The organism is Acidovorax sp. LjRoot204 (genome assembly GCF_056175785.1).
This window is the reverse complement of the sequence record NZ_JBGFFF010000084.1, coordinates 18,740-34,969: the sequence shown is the minus strand read 5'-3', so window position 1 is coordinate 34,969 and position 16,230 is coordinate 18,740. Positions and strand designations below refer to the sequence as shown.

The following is a 16,230-nucleotide window of genomic DNA, read 5'->3' as shown; positions in this document are numbered from 1 at the left end:
CATCCCCAAGACCGTGACAGGCAAGAAGCTGGAGCTGCCCATCAAAAAGCTGCTTCTGGGTCACCCGGCCGAGCAGGTGCTCAACCGCGACGCGCTGGCGCAGCCCGAGAGCATCGACTGGTTTGTGCAGTTCGCCTCAGACTACCTGGCACGCACTGCACCAGATGCACTATCAATTTGATAGCTACTAGCGCGTAAAATATAAGCGCTAGAGGCCAAAAACATCAAGATTTTCGCATCACCACCAGCCCCTTGAGGTACTCGCCCTCCGGAAACTCCAGCGTCATCGGGTGGTCGGGCGCGCCGCCCAGGCGCTCCAGGATGTAGCCGTCCACCCCAGCATCCGCTCCGGCCGAGGCCACGATCTTGTGGAACAGGTCGGCGCTGATGCCGCCCGAGCACGAGAAGGTGAACAGCACCCCGCCGGGCGACAGCAACTGCAGCGCCAGCCGGTTGATGTCCTTGTAGGCGCGCGCGGCCCGCTCGGCGTGGGCCGCCGTGGGGGCGAACTTGGGCGGGTCCAGGATGATGGCGTCAAAGCGCTGGCCTTCCTTGAGGAACTGGCGCAGCGAGGCATTCACGTCGGCATCGAGGAAGGTGGCCCGGTTCGGATCGAACCCGTTGAGCGCCACATGGGCGCGGGCGCGCTCCAGGGCCGGGCCCGAGGAATCGATGGAAGTCACGTGCCCGTCGGCCACGGTGCCCGCTGCACGCATACCCGCCAGCGCCGCCACGCTGAAGCCGCCGGTGTAGCAAAAGCAGTTGAGCACATGCTTGAAGCCCAGGCGCTGGGTGTAGTCGGCAAACCGCTGGCGGCTGTCGCGCTGATCCAGATAGAAGCCGGTCTTGTGGCCCTCAGCGATGTTGAGCGTCAGACGCCACTGGTGTTCACGGATCGTGAGTTCGAGTGGCGGCCCCTCGCCATCACCTGCCGCACCCGTGGGCCCGCCGCGCAGCCAGCCGGTGGCGGGCTCCAGGCCCTCCAGCGAACGCACGCTGGCATCCGAGCGCTCGTAGAGCTTGGTCAGCCCCGTTTCGCGCAGCAGCGCATCGGCAATCACGCCCTTCCAGCGCTCGGTGCCTGCGCTGGTGAACTGCGCCACCAGCGTATCGCCATAGCGGTCCACGATGAGCCCGGGCAGGCCGTCGGACTCGCCATGCACCAGGCGCACCCCATCGCTTTGCACATCAAAACGGGCTCTGGCGATGATGGATCGTGCGCAAGCAGCTATAAAAAACGGAGCATCAATGCGCTGCGCCTCGTCAAAGCTCCACACCCGGGCACGGATGCGCGAGCTGGGGCTGTACGCAGCCCAGGCCAGAAACTGGCCTTCGTGCGATTCCACGCGCACGGTCTCGCCGCTGTCGCCGCCGCCCTTGGCGATGGCCGATTCAAAGATCCAGGGATGGCGGCGCAACAGCGAGCGCTCTTTGCCCGCGCGGAGTCGAAGGGTTTTCATGACCCGGATTGTGCGTGCTGGCGGGCACGGGTGAGCCACCCGCCGATGGAAAACTGCGCGCAAAAGCTACCCACGCCCCTGGTCACACCCCCATCAGGCAGGCCCAGCCAGCCCTTCCCAGCCCGGCAGGAACGCAGCCGATCTGCCGCATTGAAATCGCATATTTGACAAATATGATTTGCAATCGATAAAATTGCGTAAATTATCATTTTTATCACAAACACTCCGATGACCACCTCTGCCACACGCCCCAGCATCACCCGCCTGGCCCCCGCGCCCGGCACGGCCCAGGCCGTGATGACCGACCTTCGCGAATTTCTGGCCTTCAAGATTGGCAACGAGGAATACGGGGTAGACATCCTGCGCGTGCAGGAGATCCGGTCGTACGAGAAGCCCACCACCATCGCCAACGCGACCGGTGAGCTTTTGGGCGTGATGAACCTGCGCGGCGTGATCGTGCCCATCCTCGACCTGCGCCTGAAGCTGGGCCAGACCGCCGTGCAGTACGACCACCTGAAGGTGGTGATCGTGTTGCACATCGGCCAGCGGACGGTGGGTGTGGTGGTGGACGGCGTGTCCGACGTGCTCACGCTGGAGCGCGAACAGCTGCGCCCCGTGCCCGCCCTGCGCGGCAACGTCAAGCCCGAACACCTGCTGGCCATCGGCTCGGTCGGCCCGCGCATGCTGATCCTGCTCGATATCGAGAAATTTCTTGCCAAATCGGTAGCGAGTGATACACCTGCCACCAGCCACTGAGCGGCTGCATCACCCACAAGGAACTGCTAATCATGAACTTCAATGACCTGAAGATTTCTACCCGCCTGTCTCTGCTGCTGGCCGTACTTTGCGTGCTGACCGTTGTGATCGGCAGCGCAGGCCTCACTGGCATGCAGCGCGCCAACGCGGGGCTCAATACCGTGTACCAGGACCGCGTGGTGCCACTCAAACAGATCAAGCTGGTGTCAGACGCGTACGCCGTGAACGTAGTGGATACCGCACACAAGGTGCGCGACGGCGCGCTCACCCCGCAGCAAGGGTTGGATTCGATCGCCAGAGCCAAGAAGGACATCAGTGACAACTGGAACGCCTATCTGGCGACCGAGCTGGTGGCCGACGAAGTGCGCTTGGCAGCCCAATTCAAAGAGCTGCAGCCCAAAGCCGATGGCGCCGTCCAAGCGCTGGAAAACCTGATCGGTAACAAGGACCTGCCGGGCCTGACCGACTATGCAGCACGAGAGATGTACCCCGCACTCGATCCGCTGCAAGACGTGCTGGGCGCTCTGGTGCAGGTGCAACTGGACACCGCGCGCAAGGAGTATGACCAAGCGGTCGAGTCCTATGCCAATACGCGATGGTTCGTGGCGCTGGCTATTGCCAGTGGTGTGCTATTCGCCCTGGGCTTTGGCTACCTCGTGACCCGCAGCATCGTGGGCCAGTTGGGCACCGAGCCGGGCACTGCTGCCGCACTGGCGCGCAGCGTGGCGCACGGCGACCTGACCGTGGCCATTGACCTCAGGCCCGGCGACACCTCCAGCCTGATGGCGCAACTCAAGCGCATGCAGGACAGCCTTGCCACCATGGTAGCCATGGTGCACCAGAGCTCCATCAACGTAGCCAGCGCTTCGGAACAAATCGCACAGGGCAACAACGACCTGTCTTCGCGCACCGAAGAGCAAGCCAGTGCGCTCGAAGAGACAGCCGCCTCCATGGAGCAGCTCAACGCCACTGTGCGCCAGAACGCCGAGAACTCCCGCCAGGCCAACCAGCTGGCCCAGACCGCCACCTCGATTGCAGTGCAGGGTGGCGAGGTGGTGGCTGACGTGGTGCGCACCATGAAGGACATCAACGACAGCAGCAACAAGATCTCCGAGATCATCGGGGTCATCGACTCCATCGCGTTCCAGACCAATATCCTGGCGCTGAACGCGGCGGTGGAGGCCGCCCGCGCCGGCGACCAGGGCCGGGGCTTTGCCGTGGTGGCCACCGAGGTGCGCGTGCTGGCGAGCCGCTCGGCCGAGGCCTCCCGCGAGATCAAGGGCCTGATCGGAACCAGCGTGGAGCGCGTGGAAGCCGGGTCTGCCCTGGTGGACCGCGCCGGTCAAACCATGAGTGAGGTCGTTGCCTCCATCCGCCGTGTCACCGACATCATGGGCGATATCACTGCCGCCAGCACCGAACAGAGCCAGGGGGTGGACCAGATCAACGAAGCGGTAACGCAGATGGACCAGGCCACACAGCAAAACGCCGCACTGGTGGAAGAAATGGCCGCAGCCGCTGCCAGCCTGAACCAGCAGGCGGGCGAACTGGTCGACACGGTTGCCACCTTCAAGCTGCCTGCGGTCCAAGCCCTCGTCCACGTCCATGAGCCACTTGCTGTCGCGCAGCACCGGCCCGTACGCCGCCCCTCGCTCGGTCACGCCCATCCGCCGATAGCAGCCGTCTGAGCAGCGCGGCCAGGCGTGCAGGCCGCGCCCCTGATGAACTGGAGGGACTACAGCGCCTTGCCAAAGCGCTCCAGGCGCGGCGCCCAGTGGCCCAGCACATCGGCCGACAGCAGCACGCGGTGCGCCTGCCCGATGAGCAGATGGCGTGGCACCAGGCCGATGTAGCGCGAGTCGGCACTGTTGTCCCGGTTGTCACCCAGCACCAGGTATTCGCCCTCGGGCACCTGCACCGGATCGAAGCTGCTGCGCGCAGTCACGCCCTGCAGCCACTGCACACGGCGCTCATGCCCCAGCAGGCGCTCTGTCCAGCGCGTGGCCGTGAGCGTGTGACCTGGCAGCACCGGCTCCTGCACAGAATCGGGCATCTCGTATTCGGCCGCCTGGCCGTTGATGTAGAGCACCTCGTTGCGCATCTCCACCGTGTCTCCGGGCAAGGCCGCAATGCGCTTGATCAGGCGGGTGCCATCCAGCGGGGACGAGAAGGTGACCACATCGCCGCGCTGCGGATCATCGATGTGCGCCAGGATCATGTCCGTGAGCGGCAGCTTGAGGTCGTAGGCCAGGCGATTGACCAGCACCACGTCCCCCTCCAGCAGCGTGGGCCGCATCGAGCCCGAAGGGATGGGATTCCAGTCGGCCACGGCAGTGCGAAAAACGCCAAAGCACAACAGCAACACGATGAACCACCGGTTCGATTGGATCCATTTCAGCAGCATGAGGACAACTCCAGGGCGCTCCACAGCGGGCGCCACGTTGCTCGGAGGCGCCTGGTTGTCACTTGGTTCCGCCAGGCCAGCAGGCGCGCCGCCCTTTGGAGGGACGCCGCACGGCAACTCAGGGGGACTTCTTTCGCGCGCGCGGGTGGGCCGCGTCATACACCTTGGCCAGGTGCTGAAAGTCGAGCCGCGTGTACACCTGCGTGGTCGTGATGTTGGCGTGCCCCAGCAGCTCCTGCACCGCACGCAGGTCGCCACTGCTTTGCAGCAGGTGGCTGGCAAACGAGTGGCGCAGCATGTGCGGGTGCACCGGCGTGGTCAGCCCCGCCTGCTGGCTGCGCTGGCGCAGGCGCAGCCAGATGGACTGGGCGGTAAGGCGTTTGCCGCGCTGGCCCACGAACAGGGCGGTGTCCAGCCGCACAGAGCCCTCGCCCCCAAACGGTGTGGCCCGCAGCTGCAGCCAGGCCTGCAGCGCGGCTGTGGCAGCCGCGCCCACCGGCACGCTGCGCCGCTTGCTGCCCTTGCCGAACACATGGGCCTCGCCCGCTTGCAGGTCCACCCAGCCACGGCCCTGGCGCTGGGTGTCGGCGTTGGGGTTGGCATCGAGCCCCGCCAGTTCGCCCACGCGCAGGCCGCAGCCGTACAGCAGCTCCACCATGGCTGCATCGCGCGCCTCGAGCCAGGGGTCGGCGCCGGTGTTGTCGAACTCGGCCAGCCGCACGGCGTCGTCCACCCCCAGCGCCTTGGGCAAAGGCTTGGGCGCCTTGGGGGCACGCACGTCCTGCACCGGGTTGTGCGGGATCAGCCCCTGCCGCCCCGCCCAGATGAAAAAGCCGCGCCAGCCCGACAGGATGAGCGCGATGCCCCGCCCGCTGCGGCCGCCGCTGTGCATCTGCGCGACGAAGCGGCGAATGTGAGCGGTTTGCAACTGCAGCATCGGCACATTCACGCTGGCCGCAAACTGCGCCAGTTTTTCGAGGTCGAGGGTGTAGAGCGTGAGCGTGCGCGCGGCCAGCCGCTTTTCGACGCGCACATGCTCCAGATACCGCAGGACATGGGGGTCGAGCGTGGTGGGTGCCGCGGGCGTTTCAGGCATGGGGGCCGTGGCTGAGACGCCGTTGGGTTGGCAATGGCGGCTGGGCTTGCGACTGCTTACTGAAGCCGCAGAAGGGCTGCGCTCGCCAGCTCTGCCATGCGCGACAAAAAGTCGGTGCCCATCGTGGCATCAAAACGCTGTGGATCGTGCGACCCCAGCACCAGCAGGCCAAACGCAGGCGTGGCGCTATCGATGGCGCCTGCGCGCAGCGGCAGCAGGGCCAGCGACTGGGCCGGCTCACCGGCCTCTTGCGCCAGCCAGCCCGCAGGCTCAAAACCCAGGTTGGGCCCGCAGAACGGCATGGTCAGCGACGACGCAAATGCCCGCGCGTCCTCGCTCGCGCCCTGGGTGAAGTCGGCGTCGATGTAGGGCGCTGCCACCTCCCACACACGCACCGCCGCCTGAGGCACGTCGAAGAGGGTGCGCACGCCATCGACCACGGCCTGGGGCAGGTCGAACGGGTCGCGCACCTGCAGCAGGCTGCCAGTCCATTGGTGCACCTTCTGGGCAATGGCGGCGTTTTCGGTGCTGTTGCGCACCATTTCCATGATTCGATGCTCCAGACCCTTGATCTTCTCGCGCAGCATCTCGGCCTGGCGCTCCTGCAGGCTCACCGCACGCGCGCCGTGCGGGCTGGTGATCTGCACACTGGCCAGCACCTCGGCATGGCGCTCGAAGAAGCCGGGCGTGTTGGTGAGGAACTGGGCGATGTCGTCTTCGGTGATCGGTGGGATGTGGGTAGTCATACGAGCGTGTCGGGAATGTCGATCTGGCCCTCGAACACCGTGGTGGCGGGGCCTGTCATGAAAACGGAATCGGTGTCGGCACCGCTCCACGCAATGGTGAGGCGGCCGCCGCGCGTGTCCACCTGCACCTCGGGGTCGAGCAGCCCCAGGCGGATGCCGCTGGCCACTGCCGCGCAGGCGCCGGTGCCACAGGCCAGGGTCTCGCCTGCGCCGCGCTCGAACACGCGCAGGCGCACATGGGAGCGGTCGACGATCTGCAGGTAGCCGGCGTTCACCCGCTGGGGGAAGCGCGCGTGGCGCTCGATCAGCGGCCCGGTCTGCGCGACCGGAGCGGTGTCCACGTTGTCCACCAGCTGCACCGCATGCGGGTTGCCCATGGAGGCAACAGCTATCAAAACAGAAGCACCAGGGGCATATTCTTCTAACGCCAGCGGCCATTTTCGCCCCAAACCCTGCTGCACGGGCGTGAGACCGGTGGTGTCGAACGGCACCTGGGCGGGGTCGAACTCGGGACGCCCCATGTCCACCGTGACGCGGCCGTCGCCCGTGAGGCGGGGCGCGATCACGCCGCTTTTGGTCTGCACGCGGATGGTGTCCTTGCCCGACAGGCCCCGGTCATGCACAAAGCGCGCAAAGCAGCGCGCACCGTTGCCACACTGCTCCACCTCGCCGCCGTCGGCGTTGTGGATCACGTATTCGAAGTCAATGCCGTCACCAGGAGAAGGCCGCACGGTGAGGATCTGGTCGGCCCCGACACCGAAGTGTCGATCTGCCAGGAAGCGGTATTGGGCCGTGTTCAGCCCCAGGCGGCCCTGGGTTTCGTCGAGCACCACAAAATCGTTGCCCGCGCCCTGCATTTTGGTGAAGCGAATCTGCATGGGATGGGATTATGGCCCCGCCCCTGCGCCAAACCATGTGCGGGCTTACGCTTGGCAGCTTCTCTCGATTCCACCGGCTTTTTCAGGAACCTCGCATGACCGATCTTTCCGCTTTTGCCATCACCCGCAAATGGCCCGCCCGGCACACCGACCGCATCCAGCTGTATTCATTGCCCACGCCCAACGGCGTGAAGGTGTCGATTGCACTGGAAGAACTGGGCCTGCCCTACGAGCCCCACCTGGTGAGCTTTGAGACCAACGACCAGACCTCCCCCGAGTTTCTCTCGCTCAACCCCAACAACAAGATCCCGGCCATCCTGGACCCGAACGGCCCGGACGGCCAGCCGCTGGCGCTGTTCGAGTCCGGCGCCATCCTGGTGTACCTGGCCAGCAAGACCGGCCAGCTGATGCCGCAGGACACCGCTGGGCGCTACGAGACCCTGCAGTGGGTGATGTGGCAGATGGGCGGCGTGGGCCCCATGTTTGGCCAGCTCGGGTTCTTCCACAAGTTTGCGGGCAAGGACTACGAAGACAAACGCCCGCGCGACCGGTATGTCGCCGAATCGAAGCGCCTGCTCAAGGTGCTGGACGAGCGCCTGGCGGGCCGCCCATGGGTGATGGGCGACCAGTACACCATCGCCGACATTGCCATCCTGCCCTGGGTGCGCAACCTCATCGGCTTCTATGGCGCGGGCGACCTGGTGGAGTTTGGCCAGTTCGCCGAAGTGCAGCGCGTGCTCGATGCGTTTGTGGCGCGCCCGGCGGTGGCCAGGGGGCTGGCGATTCCGGCACGCGGCTGACGGCGGGCGCCAGGGCGCCTGGGTTTCTCATCGGCCCTTGATCTTGATCATGCCGCGCAGCCCGGCACCCGGCCGCCACGCACCTACCATGGGCCTCCTCAAAAAAACAGGGAGTGCCCCATGGGATTGACCGTTGATGTTCTTCAGGATCTGGACCTGCACGACCTCCAGGCTGCCGCCCGTGCAGCGCTGCAGGAAACGAACGCCATCGCTTTGATCGAGTTGCTGGAAATGCTGTGGAGCTGCGATGTGGAGGGTGCCAATGCCGTCATCGACGCGGTGCTGCTTCGCCTGCAGCAGCTGCGCGCATTGCGCTAAAGGCGGGCCTGCTCAGCCCAGACGCTCCTGCAGAAAATCCAGAAAACACGCGATGCGTGCCGCCAGCTGCGTGTTGCGGTAGTACACCGCCCTGATGGGCTGGCGCACCTCCACCGTGTCCTTGGCCAGCACCTGCACCAGGTCGCCACGCGCACGGTCACCGGCCGTCATGAAATCGGACAGGCACACGATGCCCACCCCCTGCAGCGCGAGCTGGCGCAACGTTTCGCCGTTCGACGCGGTGAGGCTGGGCACGATGGGCCAGGCATCACCATGCTCGCCCCGCAGCGGCCAGTGGTTAAGCGACTCAGGCTGGTGAAAGCCCAGCAGCGTGTGCCGCGCCAGGTCCGCCACGCTCTTGGGCCTGCCCGTCCGCGCCAGGTAGTCGGGACTGGCCAGCACCCGCACGCGGCTGGTGCACAGGGGGCGCGCATGCAGGGTGGAGTCCTGGAGCTGTCCGATGCGGATGGCCACGTCCGTGCGCCGCTCCAGCAGGTCGATGTACGTTTCGTCCGTGTCCAGTTGCAGCGTGATCTGCGGATACGCCTCGCGAAACGCTGGCACCAGGGGCACCACGGCATGCAGCATGAAGGGCGTGGCGGCATTCACCCGCAGGCGGCCTGCGGGCTGCTGGCGGCGCGCAGCCATGTGCTCCTCGGCGTCGTCTATGGAGGCCAGGATGGCGCGCGTGCGCTGCAAAAAGGCCTGGCCCTCCTCGGTCAGCTCAGTGCGGCGCGTCGTGCGGCGAAGCAGCGTGGTGTCCAGCTTTTTCTCCAGCCGCGCCAGTGCCCGGCTGATGCCAGAGACAGTCTGGCCCAGTGCGTCAGCTGCGGCCGTGATCGAACCGCCATCCACCACGGCGACAAAGGCCTGCAGTTCTTCCAGGGTGGTTTTCATGGGTGCTCCGGGCGCTTTGATTGTTGATTTTCAGTCAATTATCAATGGCGCCTCACCCTCTTTTTCTGCAAAACCCAAACACCCACACTCCAGAGCCCGAAAGCCTGAAAACTGGAGTGTTCCCATGCCCATTGCCTTGCTCGCGCTGACGCTCAGCGCTTTTGCCATCGGCACGACCGAGTTCGTGATCGTTGGCCTGCTGCCCACCGTGGCGGCAGACCTTTCCATCAGCATCCCCTCGGCGGGCCTGCTGGTCAGCCTGTACGCCCTGGGAGTCGCCGTCGGCGCCCCGGTGCTCACCGCACTCACGGGCAAGCTGCCGCGCAAGGCGCTGCTGCTGGCGCTGATGGCCTTGTTCACCGCCGGCAACCTGCTGGCCTGGCAGGCCCCCAGCTACGAGACGCTGGTGGCCGCGCGCATCCTCACCGGGCTGGCGCATGGCGTGTTCTTCTCGATCGGCTCGACCATCGCCACCGGCCTGGTGCCACGCGAAAAGGCCGCAAGCGCGATTGCCATCATGTTCACCGGCCTCACGGTGGCCCTGGTCACGGGCGTGCCGCTGGGCACCTTCATCGGCCAGCACTTTGGCTGGCGCGAGACCTTCCTGGCCGTGTCAACCCTGGGCGCGGCAGCCTTCATCGGCAGCGCCCTCTTCGTGCCGCGCAACCTGGCGCATACCCCGCCCGCCTCGCTGCTGCAGCAGGCCAAGGTGCTGGCCGAGCCGCGCCTGCTGCTGGTCTATGCCAAGACGGCCATCGGCTACGGCGGCACCTTCATTCCGTTCACCTTTCTCGCGCCCATCCTCACCGACATCTCGGGGTTCAGCGCGGGTTCGGTGGGCTGGGTGATGCTGGTGTACGGCGTGTCCGTGGCCGTGGGCAACCTCTGGGGCGGCAAGCTGGCCGACCGGCTGGGCCCCATCCCGGCGCTGCACATCATCTTTGCGCTGCTGGCGGCCGTGTTGCTGCTGCTGCAGTTCACCGCGCCCCACCCCTGGCTGGCTGTGGGCACCGTGCTGCTGTGGGGTGCCGTGGCATTCGGCAATGTGCCGGGGCTGCAGGTGTATGTGGTCAAGCAGGCCGAGCGCTTCACGCCGCAGGCGGTGGACGTGGCCTCGGGCCTGAACATCGCAGCGTTCAACCTGGGCATCGCCGGCGCCGCGTGGGCCGGTGGTCTGATCGTGACGCACCTGGGCCTGCAGCACACGCCGTGGATCGGTGCGCTGGTGGTGCTGGTGTCGCTGGCCCTCACGCACTGGAGCGGTGTGCTGGACCGGCGCAGCGGCATCCCCGTGCGTGCCGCTGGTGTGGTGCCTGTGGGGCACTGAGCCCACGTCAGCCCGCCATCACCCGCACGAAAGCCGGCACCACGCCCAGCAGGTCGTCGCGCCGCTGCACCGCATGCACATCGGCGCGCGGCGCTTTGGCGCCCAGGGGCTTGAACACCACGCGCGGCCCGAACAGCATGCCCAGGGACGACGGCACCAGGGCCACGCCCAGCCCGGCCGCCACCAGGCTCAGCACGGCCGCCAGCTCCACCGTGGTCTGCGCCACCTGGGGCGCAAAGCCGGCCTGCACGCAGCACTGCACCATGTGCTCGGCATGGGCCGACGAGTCGCGGCGCAGCATCACGAAGGCCTCGCTGCGCAGGTCCTTCAAGGCCAGTGCCTTGCGCGCCGCCAGCGGGTGGCCGGGCGGCAAAGCCGCCACCACAGGGTCGGGCCACAGCAGGGTGCTGGCAAGCTGGTCGTCGTTGACCGCCGTGCGCGAGATGCCCACGTCGATGCGCTTGTCGCGCAGGGCCGCCTGCTGCAGCGAGGGCTGCATCTCGTGCAGCACCACGTCCACGCCCGGGTGGCTTTGTCGGTAGCGCGCCAGCGCCGCCGGAAACGGCCCGAGGAAATGCGAGCCCGACAGCCCCACTTCAATGCGCCCCGCCTGCCCCTGGCCGATGGCCGCCACACGCTGGCGCGCCGTGTCCAGCCGCTCCAGCACCGCGCGTGCATCCACCAGATAGGCCTGGCCTGCCAGCGTCAGCTCCACGCGCCGGCTGGTGCGCACGAAGAGCTGGGCGCCCAGTTCTTGTTCCAGCTGGGCGATCTGCAGGCTCAGCGGCGGCTGCGAGACATGCAGGCGCTGCGCGGCGCGTGTGAAGCTCAACTCTTCCGCCAGGGCGACGAAGTAACGCAGATGGCGCAGTTCCATTGATACTTTTCAGGTCTTGATCAAGACCAACAATATATTGGACTGCTGATTCGCTTGTTTCCACAATACCTTCACTACAACATCTGGTGGAGACGAACATGACGATCAAGCACAGCCTGCTGGCTGCCACGCTGGCCCTCTCGGGCCTGGCCATGGCGCAAGACAACTACCCCAGCAAGGCCATCACGCTCACCGTGCCCAACCCGCCCGGCGGCGTGGTGGACACCTCGGCCCGCCTGCTCAACGAGCCGTTGGCGCGCGTGATCGGCCAGCCGGTGGTGATCGACAACAAGGCGGGCGGCAGCGGCAACGTGGCCTACGGCGCCGTGGCCCGCGCAAAACCCGATGGCTACAACCTGCTGATCTCGTACTCGGCCTACCACGTGGGCAACCCGGCCCTCACCCCCAGCCTGCCCTGGGAGGCCAAGGACTTCGCCCCCGTCGCGCTGCTCACCGTGGCCACCAACGTGATTGCCGCTCACCCCTCAGTGCCAGCCAACAACCTCAAGGAATTCATCGCGTACCTCAAGGCCAACCCGGGCAAGGTGAACTACGCCTCGCAGGGCAACGGCTCGCTGTCGCACATCGGCACCGAGATCTTCAAGCAGCAAAGCGGCACCTTCATGACCCACATCCCCTACCGTGGCTCGGGCCCTGCGGTGGCCGATGTGCTGGCGGGCCAGGTGCAGGTGTTCATCACCACGCCACCGTCGGTCATGCAGCATGTGGTCAGCGGCAAGCTCAAGGCCTTTGCCGTCACCGGCACCAAGCGCCACCCGGGCCTGCCCAACGTGCCCACCGTGGCCGAGGCCGGCATGCCCGACTTCAGGCTCGAAGCCTGGGTGGGCCTGTTCGCCCCGGCCGCCACGCCACCCGCCGTGGTGGCCAAGCTCACCGCCGATGTGAAGAAGGCGCTGGACATGCCCGAGACGCGCCAGCGCGCCGACGCTGCCGGCATCGAACTGCGCTACCTGCCGCCCGACGCCCTCGGTGAGCTGGTGAAGACCGAAACCGCCTACTGGGCCAAGACCATCAAGGCCGCCGGTATCAAAGCCGACTGACCGGCCCACAGACATCCCCTGCGCGATCCCATTTCCGGCGCTCCGCGCGCCGGGCGGGCAGCGCTTTGCCCATTGACTCCTGAAAGACCACCATGCAACGCACCTACCGCATCGGGCAGATCGTGCCCAGCTCCAACACCACCATGGAGACCGAGATCCCGGCCATGCTGCGCGCCCGCGAGCAGATCCTGCCCGAGCGCTTCAGCTTCCACGCCAGCCGCATGCGCATGCAGAAGGTCACCAAGGAAGAGCTGGCCGCGATGGACCGCGACTCCGACCGCTGCGCGCTGGAGCTGTCGGACGGCAAGATGGACGTGATGGGCTATGCCTGCCTCGTGGCCATCATGAGCATGGGCCTGGGCTACCACCGCGCCTCCGAAAAGCGGCTGCATGAGGTCACCGTGGCCAATGGCAAGCCCGCGCCCGTGGTGTCCAGCGCAGGCGCGCTGGTCGAAGGGCTCAAGGCCATGGGCGCGAAGAAGGTGTCGGTGCTCACGCCCTATATGAAGCCGCTGACCCAGCTGGTGGTGGACTACATCGAGCACGAGGGCATTGCCGTGCACGACAGCCTGTCGCTGGAAATTGCCGACAACCTGCAGGTGGGCGCGCAGGACCCCGCCGCCCCGGCCAAGCTGGTGCAGCGGCTGGACACGCGCGGCGTGGACGTGGTGGTGATCTCGGCCTGCGTGCAGATGCCCTCGCTGGCGTCCGTGCAGATGGCGCAGGACCAGTTGGGCATTCCTGTCGTGTCCGCTGCAGCCTGCACCACCTGGGCGATGCTCAAGCGCCTGGGGCTGGAAACGCGGGTACCCAACGCAGGGGCCCTGCTCTCTGGCGCCTACTGACCTCCCCAAGGGCAAGAGGCCGGTCCGTTGACGAAAGCAGCTGGCGGGCAGGCTGCAGGGCAACGCCGGATAATGGCCCGATGCCCCGCTCCAGCCAACAACTCCACCCCCACCGAGAACCGGTAGCCACCCGCCCCGCTGCCACCGTGCTGCTGCTGCGCGATGTGCCTGGCGGCGGCGTGCTCGAAGTCCTCATGACCCGGCGCTCGGCCACGGCCAGCTTTGCGCCTGGCGCCTATGTGTTCCCCGGCGGGGGCATTGATGCGCTGGACGCAGCACCCGCGACGCACGCCGCCGCCGACCGCCGCCCCACCCAAAGCGACCAGCACCTCACCCAGGCGATTGCCGCCATCCGCGAGAGTTTTGAAGAGCTGGGCGTATTGCTGGCGCGCCATGCAGAAGGCCCCCGCCAAGGGCAGATGGCCGATGCGCAGGACATTGCCGCCATCGACCGCCACCAGCCGTTTGCCGCACAGTGCGCCGCACGCGGACTGCGCCTGGCGGCCGATGGGGTGTACCTGCTGGCCCACTGGACGGCCGACCGTGACCTGGCGCGCCGCTTTGAAGTGCCCTTTCTGGTGGCCCGCATGCCCGACGGCCAGGAGCCCGTGGCCGACGAGGCAGAGCAGTTCGAGCCCGTGTGGGTGCGCCCTGCCGACGCGCTGGCGCGGCACGAGGCGGGGCAGTTCTTCATGATCTTCCCGACCATCCGCACGCTGCAGCGCCTGGCCCAATTTGCCAGCACCCAGGCAGTGCTGGACGCCGTCGCGCACGAGCAGCCCCTGTGGGTCAGCTGCCCGCGCGCCGGCCTGCTGGCAGGCAAGGAAGCGCGCTACATGGAGGACGAAATGCCGTTTGGCGAGCTGGCGCTGGTCTGCCCCGACGGGCAGATCGTGCACCCGCTGGACTGGCAGACCGAGCGCCCCGTGCCGCTGCTGCGCAACGTGATGCGGCTGACCGCGCCCAACCCTGGCGTGATGACCGGCCCTGGCACCAACAGCTATCTGGTGGGCGACCCGGCCACGGGCTTCATCGCCATCGACCCCGGCCCGGCCGATACCGAGCACCTGGACAAGCTCTGGCGTGCAGCGGGGGGCGACATCCGCATGATTGTGTGCACCCACTCGCACGCCGACCATTCCCCCGGCGCGGCGCCGCTGCAGTCCCTGTGCGCGCAGGCGGGCAAGGCACGCCCGCCCGTTCTGGGCCTGCCGTCCGCCCCCACGGCCCGCGCGGCCAGCCAGTTCACCCCCGACCGAGCGCTACAAAATAATGAGCTGCTCGTGCTTGAGGGACTAGCACCTGAAGGCAAAATCACCCATACCCTGCAGGTGATCCACACCCCAGGCCATGCGGCCAACCATCTGTGCCTGCTGCTGGTGGAAGACGCGCTGCTGTTCAGTGGTGACCACATCCTGAACGGCAGCACCACGGTGATCGACCCACCGGACGGCAACATGGCCGACTACCTGGATTCGCTGGACCGGCTGGATGCGGTGTGCACCGAACACGGCGTGGAGTTCATCCTGCCCGCGCATGGCTACGTGCTGGGGGGCCCGGTCCTCGGTGCCCGCAATGCCATCGCCAAGCTCAGGGCCCACCGCCTGGCGCGCGAGGCCAAGGTACTGGCCGCCATGCAGGCGCTGCCCCAGGGCAGCATGGACGACTGGGTGCGCCACGCCTATGACGACGTACCGCAGCGCATGTGGCCCGTGGCCCAGCGCTCGCTGCTGGCGCATGTGGAGCGCATTCGCTCGCTGCAACCCGGCAACAACTGAGCCACAAGAACACCAAGACCGCCTTCATTCAATGACCGACAAGAACCCTGACTCCACCCACATCCGCCTGGCCAAACGCGTGGCCGAACAGCTGAGCTGCTCGCGCAGCACGGCCGAGCAATTCATCGAGGGCGGCTTTGTGAGCGTGGACGGCCAGATCGAGGAAGCCCCCGGCGCGCGCGTGCGCCCCGATCAAACCGTGACGGTCGCACCCGATGCCAGCCTGCTGGAGCTGACCCCAGTGACCTTGCTGCTGCACAAGCCCGCAGGGTTTGAAGCCGGCCTGGGCCTGCCGGGCGCCCCCACCGGGCAGGCGGCCCACGCCAGCCGCAGTCAGGGTGCGCAACAGGCGCTCACGCTGCTCAGCGCGGCGTCCCACCTGCCGGAAGACGCATCGGGCATCCGCGTGCTGCAGCGCCACTTCAAGCAGCTCGAATGCTTCACCCCGCTGCCCACCGAGGCCAGCGGCCTCGTGGTGTACACGCAAGACAAGCGCATCGCGCGCAAGCTGGCCGAAGACATCGAGTCGCTGGAGCAGGAGTGCATCGTCGAGGTCAAGGGCGACATCGCGCCCAATGGCCTGCAGCGCCTGTGCCATGGCCTCACGTTCAATGGCCGCCCCCTGCCCCCCATCAAGGTGAGCTGGCAGAACGAAACCAAGCTGCGCTTTGCGCTCAAGGGCATCCGCCCCGGCCAGATCCCGGCCATGTGCGAAGCGGTGGGCCTGACGGTGGTGGGCATGAAGCGCATCCGCATCGGCCGCGTGCCGCTGGCCAAGGTGCCCGAGGGGCAGTGGCGCTACCTGCAGCCTTGGGAAAAGTTCTAAGGCAACGCTGAATAAGTCCTCGCAGTGGCGCGCGCCCTGATTTGGGATGGGATGCAAGGCGCAAACCACAGCGATAGCCGTAGCTATCGCGAGGATTTGCAACGCGGCAGACCGCCCAAAGCAGGGGTGCGCGGTGCGCGAGGGACTTGTTCAGCGTTGCC

At 66.8% G+C, this 16,230-nt stretch carries 17 protein-coding genes; 10 read left to right on the top strand and 7 right to left on the bottom strand.

The genetic code is table 11. The features are described from left to right. Positions 1–181: hypothetical protein (locus tag AC04MI_RS15495; protein ID WP_476498096.1), on the top strand; the 181-nt coding region annotated here is incomplete at its 5' end. 43 nt (positions 182–224) lie between these two features. On the opposite strand, the gene AC04MI_RS15490 is transcribed toward AC04MI_RS15495, so the two are convergent. Continuing rightward, complete coding sequence (locus AC04MI_RS15490; protein ID WP_056059256.1) at positions 225–1,460, bottom strand: class I SAM-dependent rRNA methyltransferase; 1,236 nt, start codon at positions 1,458–1,460, stop codon at positions 225–227. Positions 1,461–1,688: 228 nt separating this feature from the next. Between AC04MI_RS15490 and AC04MI_RS15485 the strand changes: the two genes are divergently transcribed. After that, the gene (locus AC04MI_RS15485) at positions 1,689–2,216 is read left to right on the top strand and encodes a chemotaxis protein CheW (RefSeq protein WP_099731229.1); all 528 of its coding nucleotides are present in this window, start codon (positions 1,689–1,691) and stop codon (positions 2,214–2,216) included. A gap of 32 nt (positions 2,217–2,248) precedes the next feature. Continuing rightward, entirely contained in the window at positions 2,249–3,904 is a 1,656-nt protein-coding gene (locus tag AC04MI_RS15480) for a methyl-accepting chemotaxis protein (RefSeq protein WP_436078422.1), read from the top strand. Positions 3,905–3,951: 47 nt separating this feature from the next. Here AC04MI_RS15480 and lepB read toward each other — a convergent pair whose 3' ends face one another. The 4 genes from lepB to dapF form a co-directional block, all read right to left on the bottom strand. After that, the gene (lepB, locus tag AC04MI_RS15475) at positions 3,952–4,620 is read right to left on the bottom strand and encodes a signal peptidase I (RefSeq protein WP_082522360.1); all 669 of its coding nucleotides are present in this window, start codon (positions 4,618–4,620) and stop codon (positions 3,952–3,954) included. 118 nt (positions 4,621–4,738) lie between these two features. Next, positions 4,739–5,716 (bottom strand): tyrosine recombinase XerC, encoded by a 978-nt coding sequence (locus AC04MI_RS15470; protein ID WP_099731230.1) that lies wholly within the window; start codon positions 5,714–5,716, stop codon positions 4,739–4,741. A gap of 56 nt (positions 5,717–5,772) precedes the next feature. Further along, positions 5,773–6,462, bottom strand: coding sequence for a DUF484 family protein (locus tag AC04MI_RS15465; protein ID WP_056059265.1), 690 nt, complete (start codon positions 6,460–6,462; stop codon positions 5,773–5,775). Beyond that, positions 6,459–7,340 carry a diaminopimelate epimerase gene (gene dapF / locus AC04MI_RS15460; protein ID WP_056059269.1) on the bottom strand — a complete coding sequence of 294 codons (882 nt, stop codon included), beginning with the start codon at positions 7,338–7,340 and terminating at the stop codon, positions 6,459–6,461. Before dapF ends, AC04MI_RS15465 begins: the two co-directional genes overlap by 4 nt. A 95-nt stretch (positions 7,341–7,435) precedes the next feature. Here dapF and AC04MI_RS15455 point away from each other — a divergent pair, with 95 nt between their 5' ends. Further along, the gene (locus AC04MI_RS15455) at positions 7,436–8,140 is read left to right on the top strand and encodes a glutathione S-transferase N-terminal domain-containing protein (protein ID WP_436078421.1); all 705 of its coding nucleotides are present in this window, start codon (positions 7,436–7,438) and stop codon (positions 8,138–8,140) included. A gap of 120 nt (positions 8,141–8,260) precedes the next feature. Then, positions 8,261–8,458 carry a hypothetical protein gene (locus AC04MI_RS15450; protein ID WP_015012532.1) on the top strand — a complete coding sequence of 66 codons (198 nt, stop codon included), beginning with the start codon at positions 8,261–8,263 and terminating at the stop codon, positions 8,456–8,458. 12 nt (positions 8,459–8,470) lie between these two features. On the opposite strand, the gene AC04MI_RS15445 is transcribed toward AC04MI_RS15450, so the two are convergent. Then, a complete protein-coding gene (locus tag AC04MI_RS15445) occupies positions 8,471–9,355 on the bottom strand; it encodes a LysR substrate-binding domain-containing protein (protein ID WP_436078420.1) in 885 nt (294 codons plus the stop codon). Between the two features lie 124 nt (positions 9,356–9,479). On the opposite strand from AC04MI_RS15445, the gene AC04MI_RS15440 reads away from it, so the two are divergent. After that, positions 9,480–10,682 carry an MFS transporter gene (locus AC04MI_RS15440; protein ID WP_436078419.1) on the top strand — a complete coding sequence of 401 codons (1,203 nt, stop codon included), beginning with the start codon at positions 9,480–9,482 and terminating at the stop codon, positions 10,680–10,682. 7 nt (positions 10,683–10,689) lie between these two features. Here AC04MI_RS15440 and AC04MI_RS15435 read toward each other — a convergent pair whose 3' ends face one another. Beyond that, positions 10,690–11,559 (bottom strand): LysR substrate-binding domain-containing protein, encoded by an 870-nt coding sequence (locus tag AC04MI_RS15435; protein WP_056745290.1) that lies wholly within the window; start codon positions 11,557–11,559, stop codon positions 10,690–10,692. A gap of 98 nt (positions 11,560–11,657) precedes the next feature. Here AC04MI_RS15435 and AC04MI_RS15430 point away from each other — a divergent pair, with 98 nt between their 5' ends. The 4 genes from AC04MI_RS15430 to AC04MI_RS15415 all read left to right on the top strand — a co-directional run bounded on the left by AC04MI_RS15430 (position 11,658) and on the right by AC04MI_RS15415 (position 16,069). Continuing rightward, the gene (locus AC04MI_RS15430; RefSeq protein ID WP_436078418.1) at positions 11,658–12,620 is read left to right on the top strand and encodes a Bug family tripartite tricarboxylate transporter substrate binding protein; all 963 of its coding nucleotides are present in this window, start codon (positions 11,658–11,660) and stop codon (positions 12,618–12,620) included. Positions 12,621–12,712: 92 nt separating this feature from the next. Beyond that, on the top strand, positions 12,713–13,465 hold the full coding sequence (locus AC04MI_RS15425) for a maleate cis-trans isomerase family protein (protein WP_476498094.1): 753 nt from the start codon (positions 12,713–12,715) through the stop codon (positions 13,463–13,465). Positions 13,466–13,545: 80 nt separating this feature from the next. Then, positions 13,546–15,243 carry an MBL fold metallo-hydrolase gene (locus AC04MI_RS15420; protein ID WP_476498093.1) on the top strand — a complete coding sequence of 566 codons (1,698 nt, stop codon included), beginning with the start codon at positions 13,546–13,548 and terminating at the stop codon, positions 15,241–15,243. A gap of 31 nt (positions 15,244–15,274) precedes the next feature. Further along, positions 15,275–16,069: an rRNA pseudouridine synthase gene (locus AC04MI_RS15415; RefSeq protein WP_476498092.1), complete on the top strand. Its 795-nt coding sequence runs from the start codon at positions 15,275–15,277 to the stop codon at positions 16,067–16,069. Positions 16,070–16,230: the final 161 nt, after the last annotated feature.

Bases quoted from the DNA above. Each gene is read 5' to 3' on its own strand.
- AC04MI_RS15420 (WP_476498093.1), top strand. From the start codon at position 13,546: ATGCCCCGCTCCAGCCAACAACTCCACCCCCACCGAGAACCGGTAGCC.
- AC04MI_RS15490 (WP_056059256.1), bottom strand. From the start codon at position 1,460: ATGAAAACCCTTCGACTCCGCGCGGGCAAAGAGCGCTCGCTGTTGCGC.
- AC04MI_RS15480 (WP_436078422.1), top strand. From the start codon at position 2,249: ATGAACTTCAATGACCTGAAGATTTCTACCCGCCTGTCTCTGCTGCTG.
- AC04MI_RS15425 (WP_476498094.1), top strand. From the start codon at position 12,713: ATGCAACGCACCTACCGCATCGGGCAGATCGTGCCCAGCTCCAACACC.
- dapF (WP_056059269.1), bottom strand. From the start codon at position 7,340: ATGCAGATTCGCTTCACCAAAATGCAGGGCGCGGGCAACGATTTTGTG.
- AC04MI_RS15485 (WP_099731229.1), top strand. From the start codon at position 1,689: ATGACCACCTCTGCCACACGCCCCAGCATCACCCGCCTGGCCCCCGCG.
- AC04MI_RS15455 (WP_436078421.1), top strand. From the start codon at position 7,436: ATGACCGATCTTTCCGCTTTTGCCATCACCCGCAAATGGCCCGCCCGG.
- AC04MI_RS15415 (WP_476498092.1), top strand. From the start codon at position 15,275: ATGACCGACAAGAACCCTGACTCCACCCACATCCGCCTGGCCAAACGC.
- AC04MI_RS15445 (WP_436078420.1), bottom strand. From the start codon at position 9,355: ATGAAAACCACCCTGGAAGAACTGCAGGCCTTTGTCGCCGTGGTGGAT.
- AC04MI_RS15470 (WP_099731230.1), bottom strand. From the start codon at position 5,716: ATGCCTGAAACGCCCGCGGCACCCACCACGCTCGACCCCCATGTCCTG.
- AC04MI_RS15450 (WP_015012532.1), top strand. From the start codon at position 8,261: ATGGGATTGACCGTTGATGTTCTTCAGGATCTGGACCTGCACGACCTC.
- AC04MI_RS15430 (WP_436078418.1), top strand. From the start codon at position 11,658: ATGACGATCAAGCACAGCCTGCTGGCTGCCACGCTGGCCCTCTCGGGC.
- AC04MI_RS15435 (WP_056745290.1), bottom strand. From the start codon at position 11,559: ATGGAACTGCGCCATCTGCGTTACTTCGTCGCCCTGGCGGAAGAGTTG.
- AC04MI_RS15440 (WP_436078419.1), top strand. From the start codon at position 9,480: ATGCCCATTGCCTTGCTCGCGCTGACGCTCAGCGCTTTTGCCATCGGC.
- lepB (WP_082522360.1), bottom strand. From the start codon at position 4,620: ATGCTGCTGAAATGGATCCAATCGAACCGGTGGTTCATCGTGTTGCTG.
- AC04MI_RS15465 (WP_056059265.1), bottom strand. From the start codon at position 6,462: ATGACTACCCACATCCCACCGATCACCGAAGACGACATCGCCCAGTTC.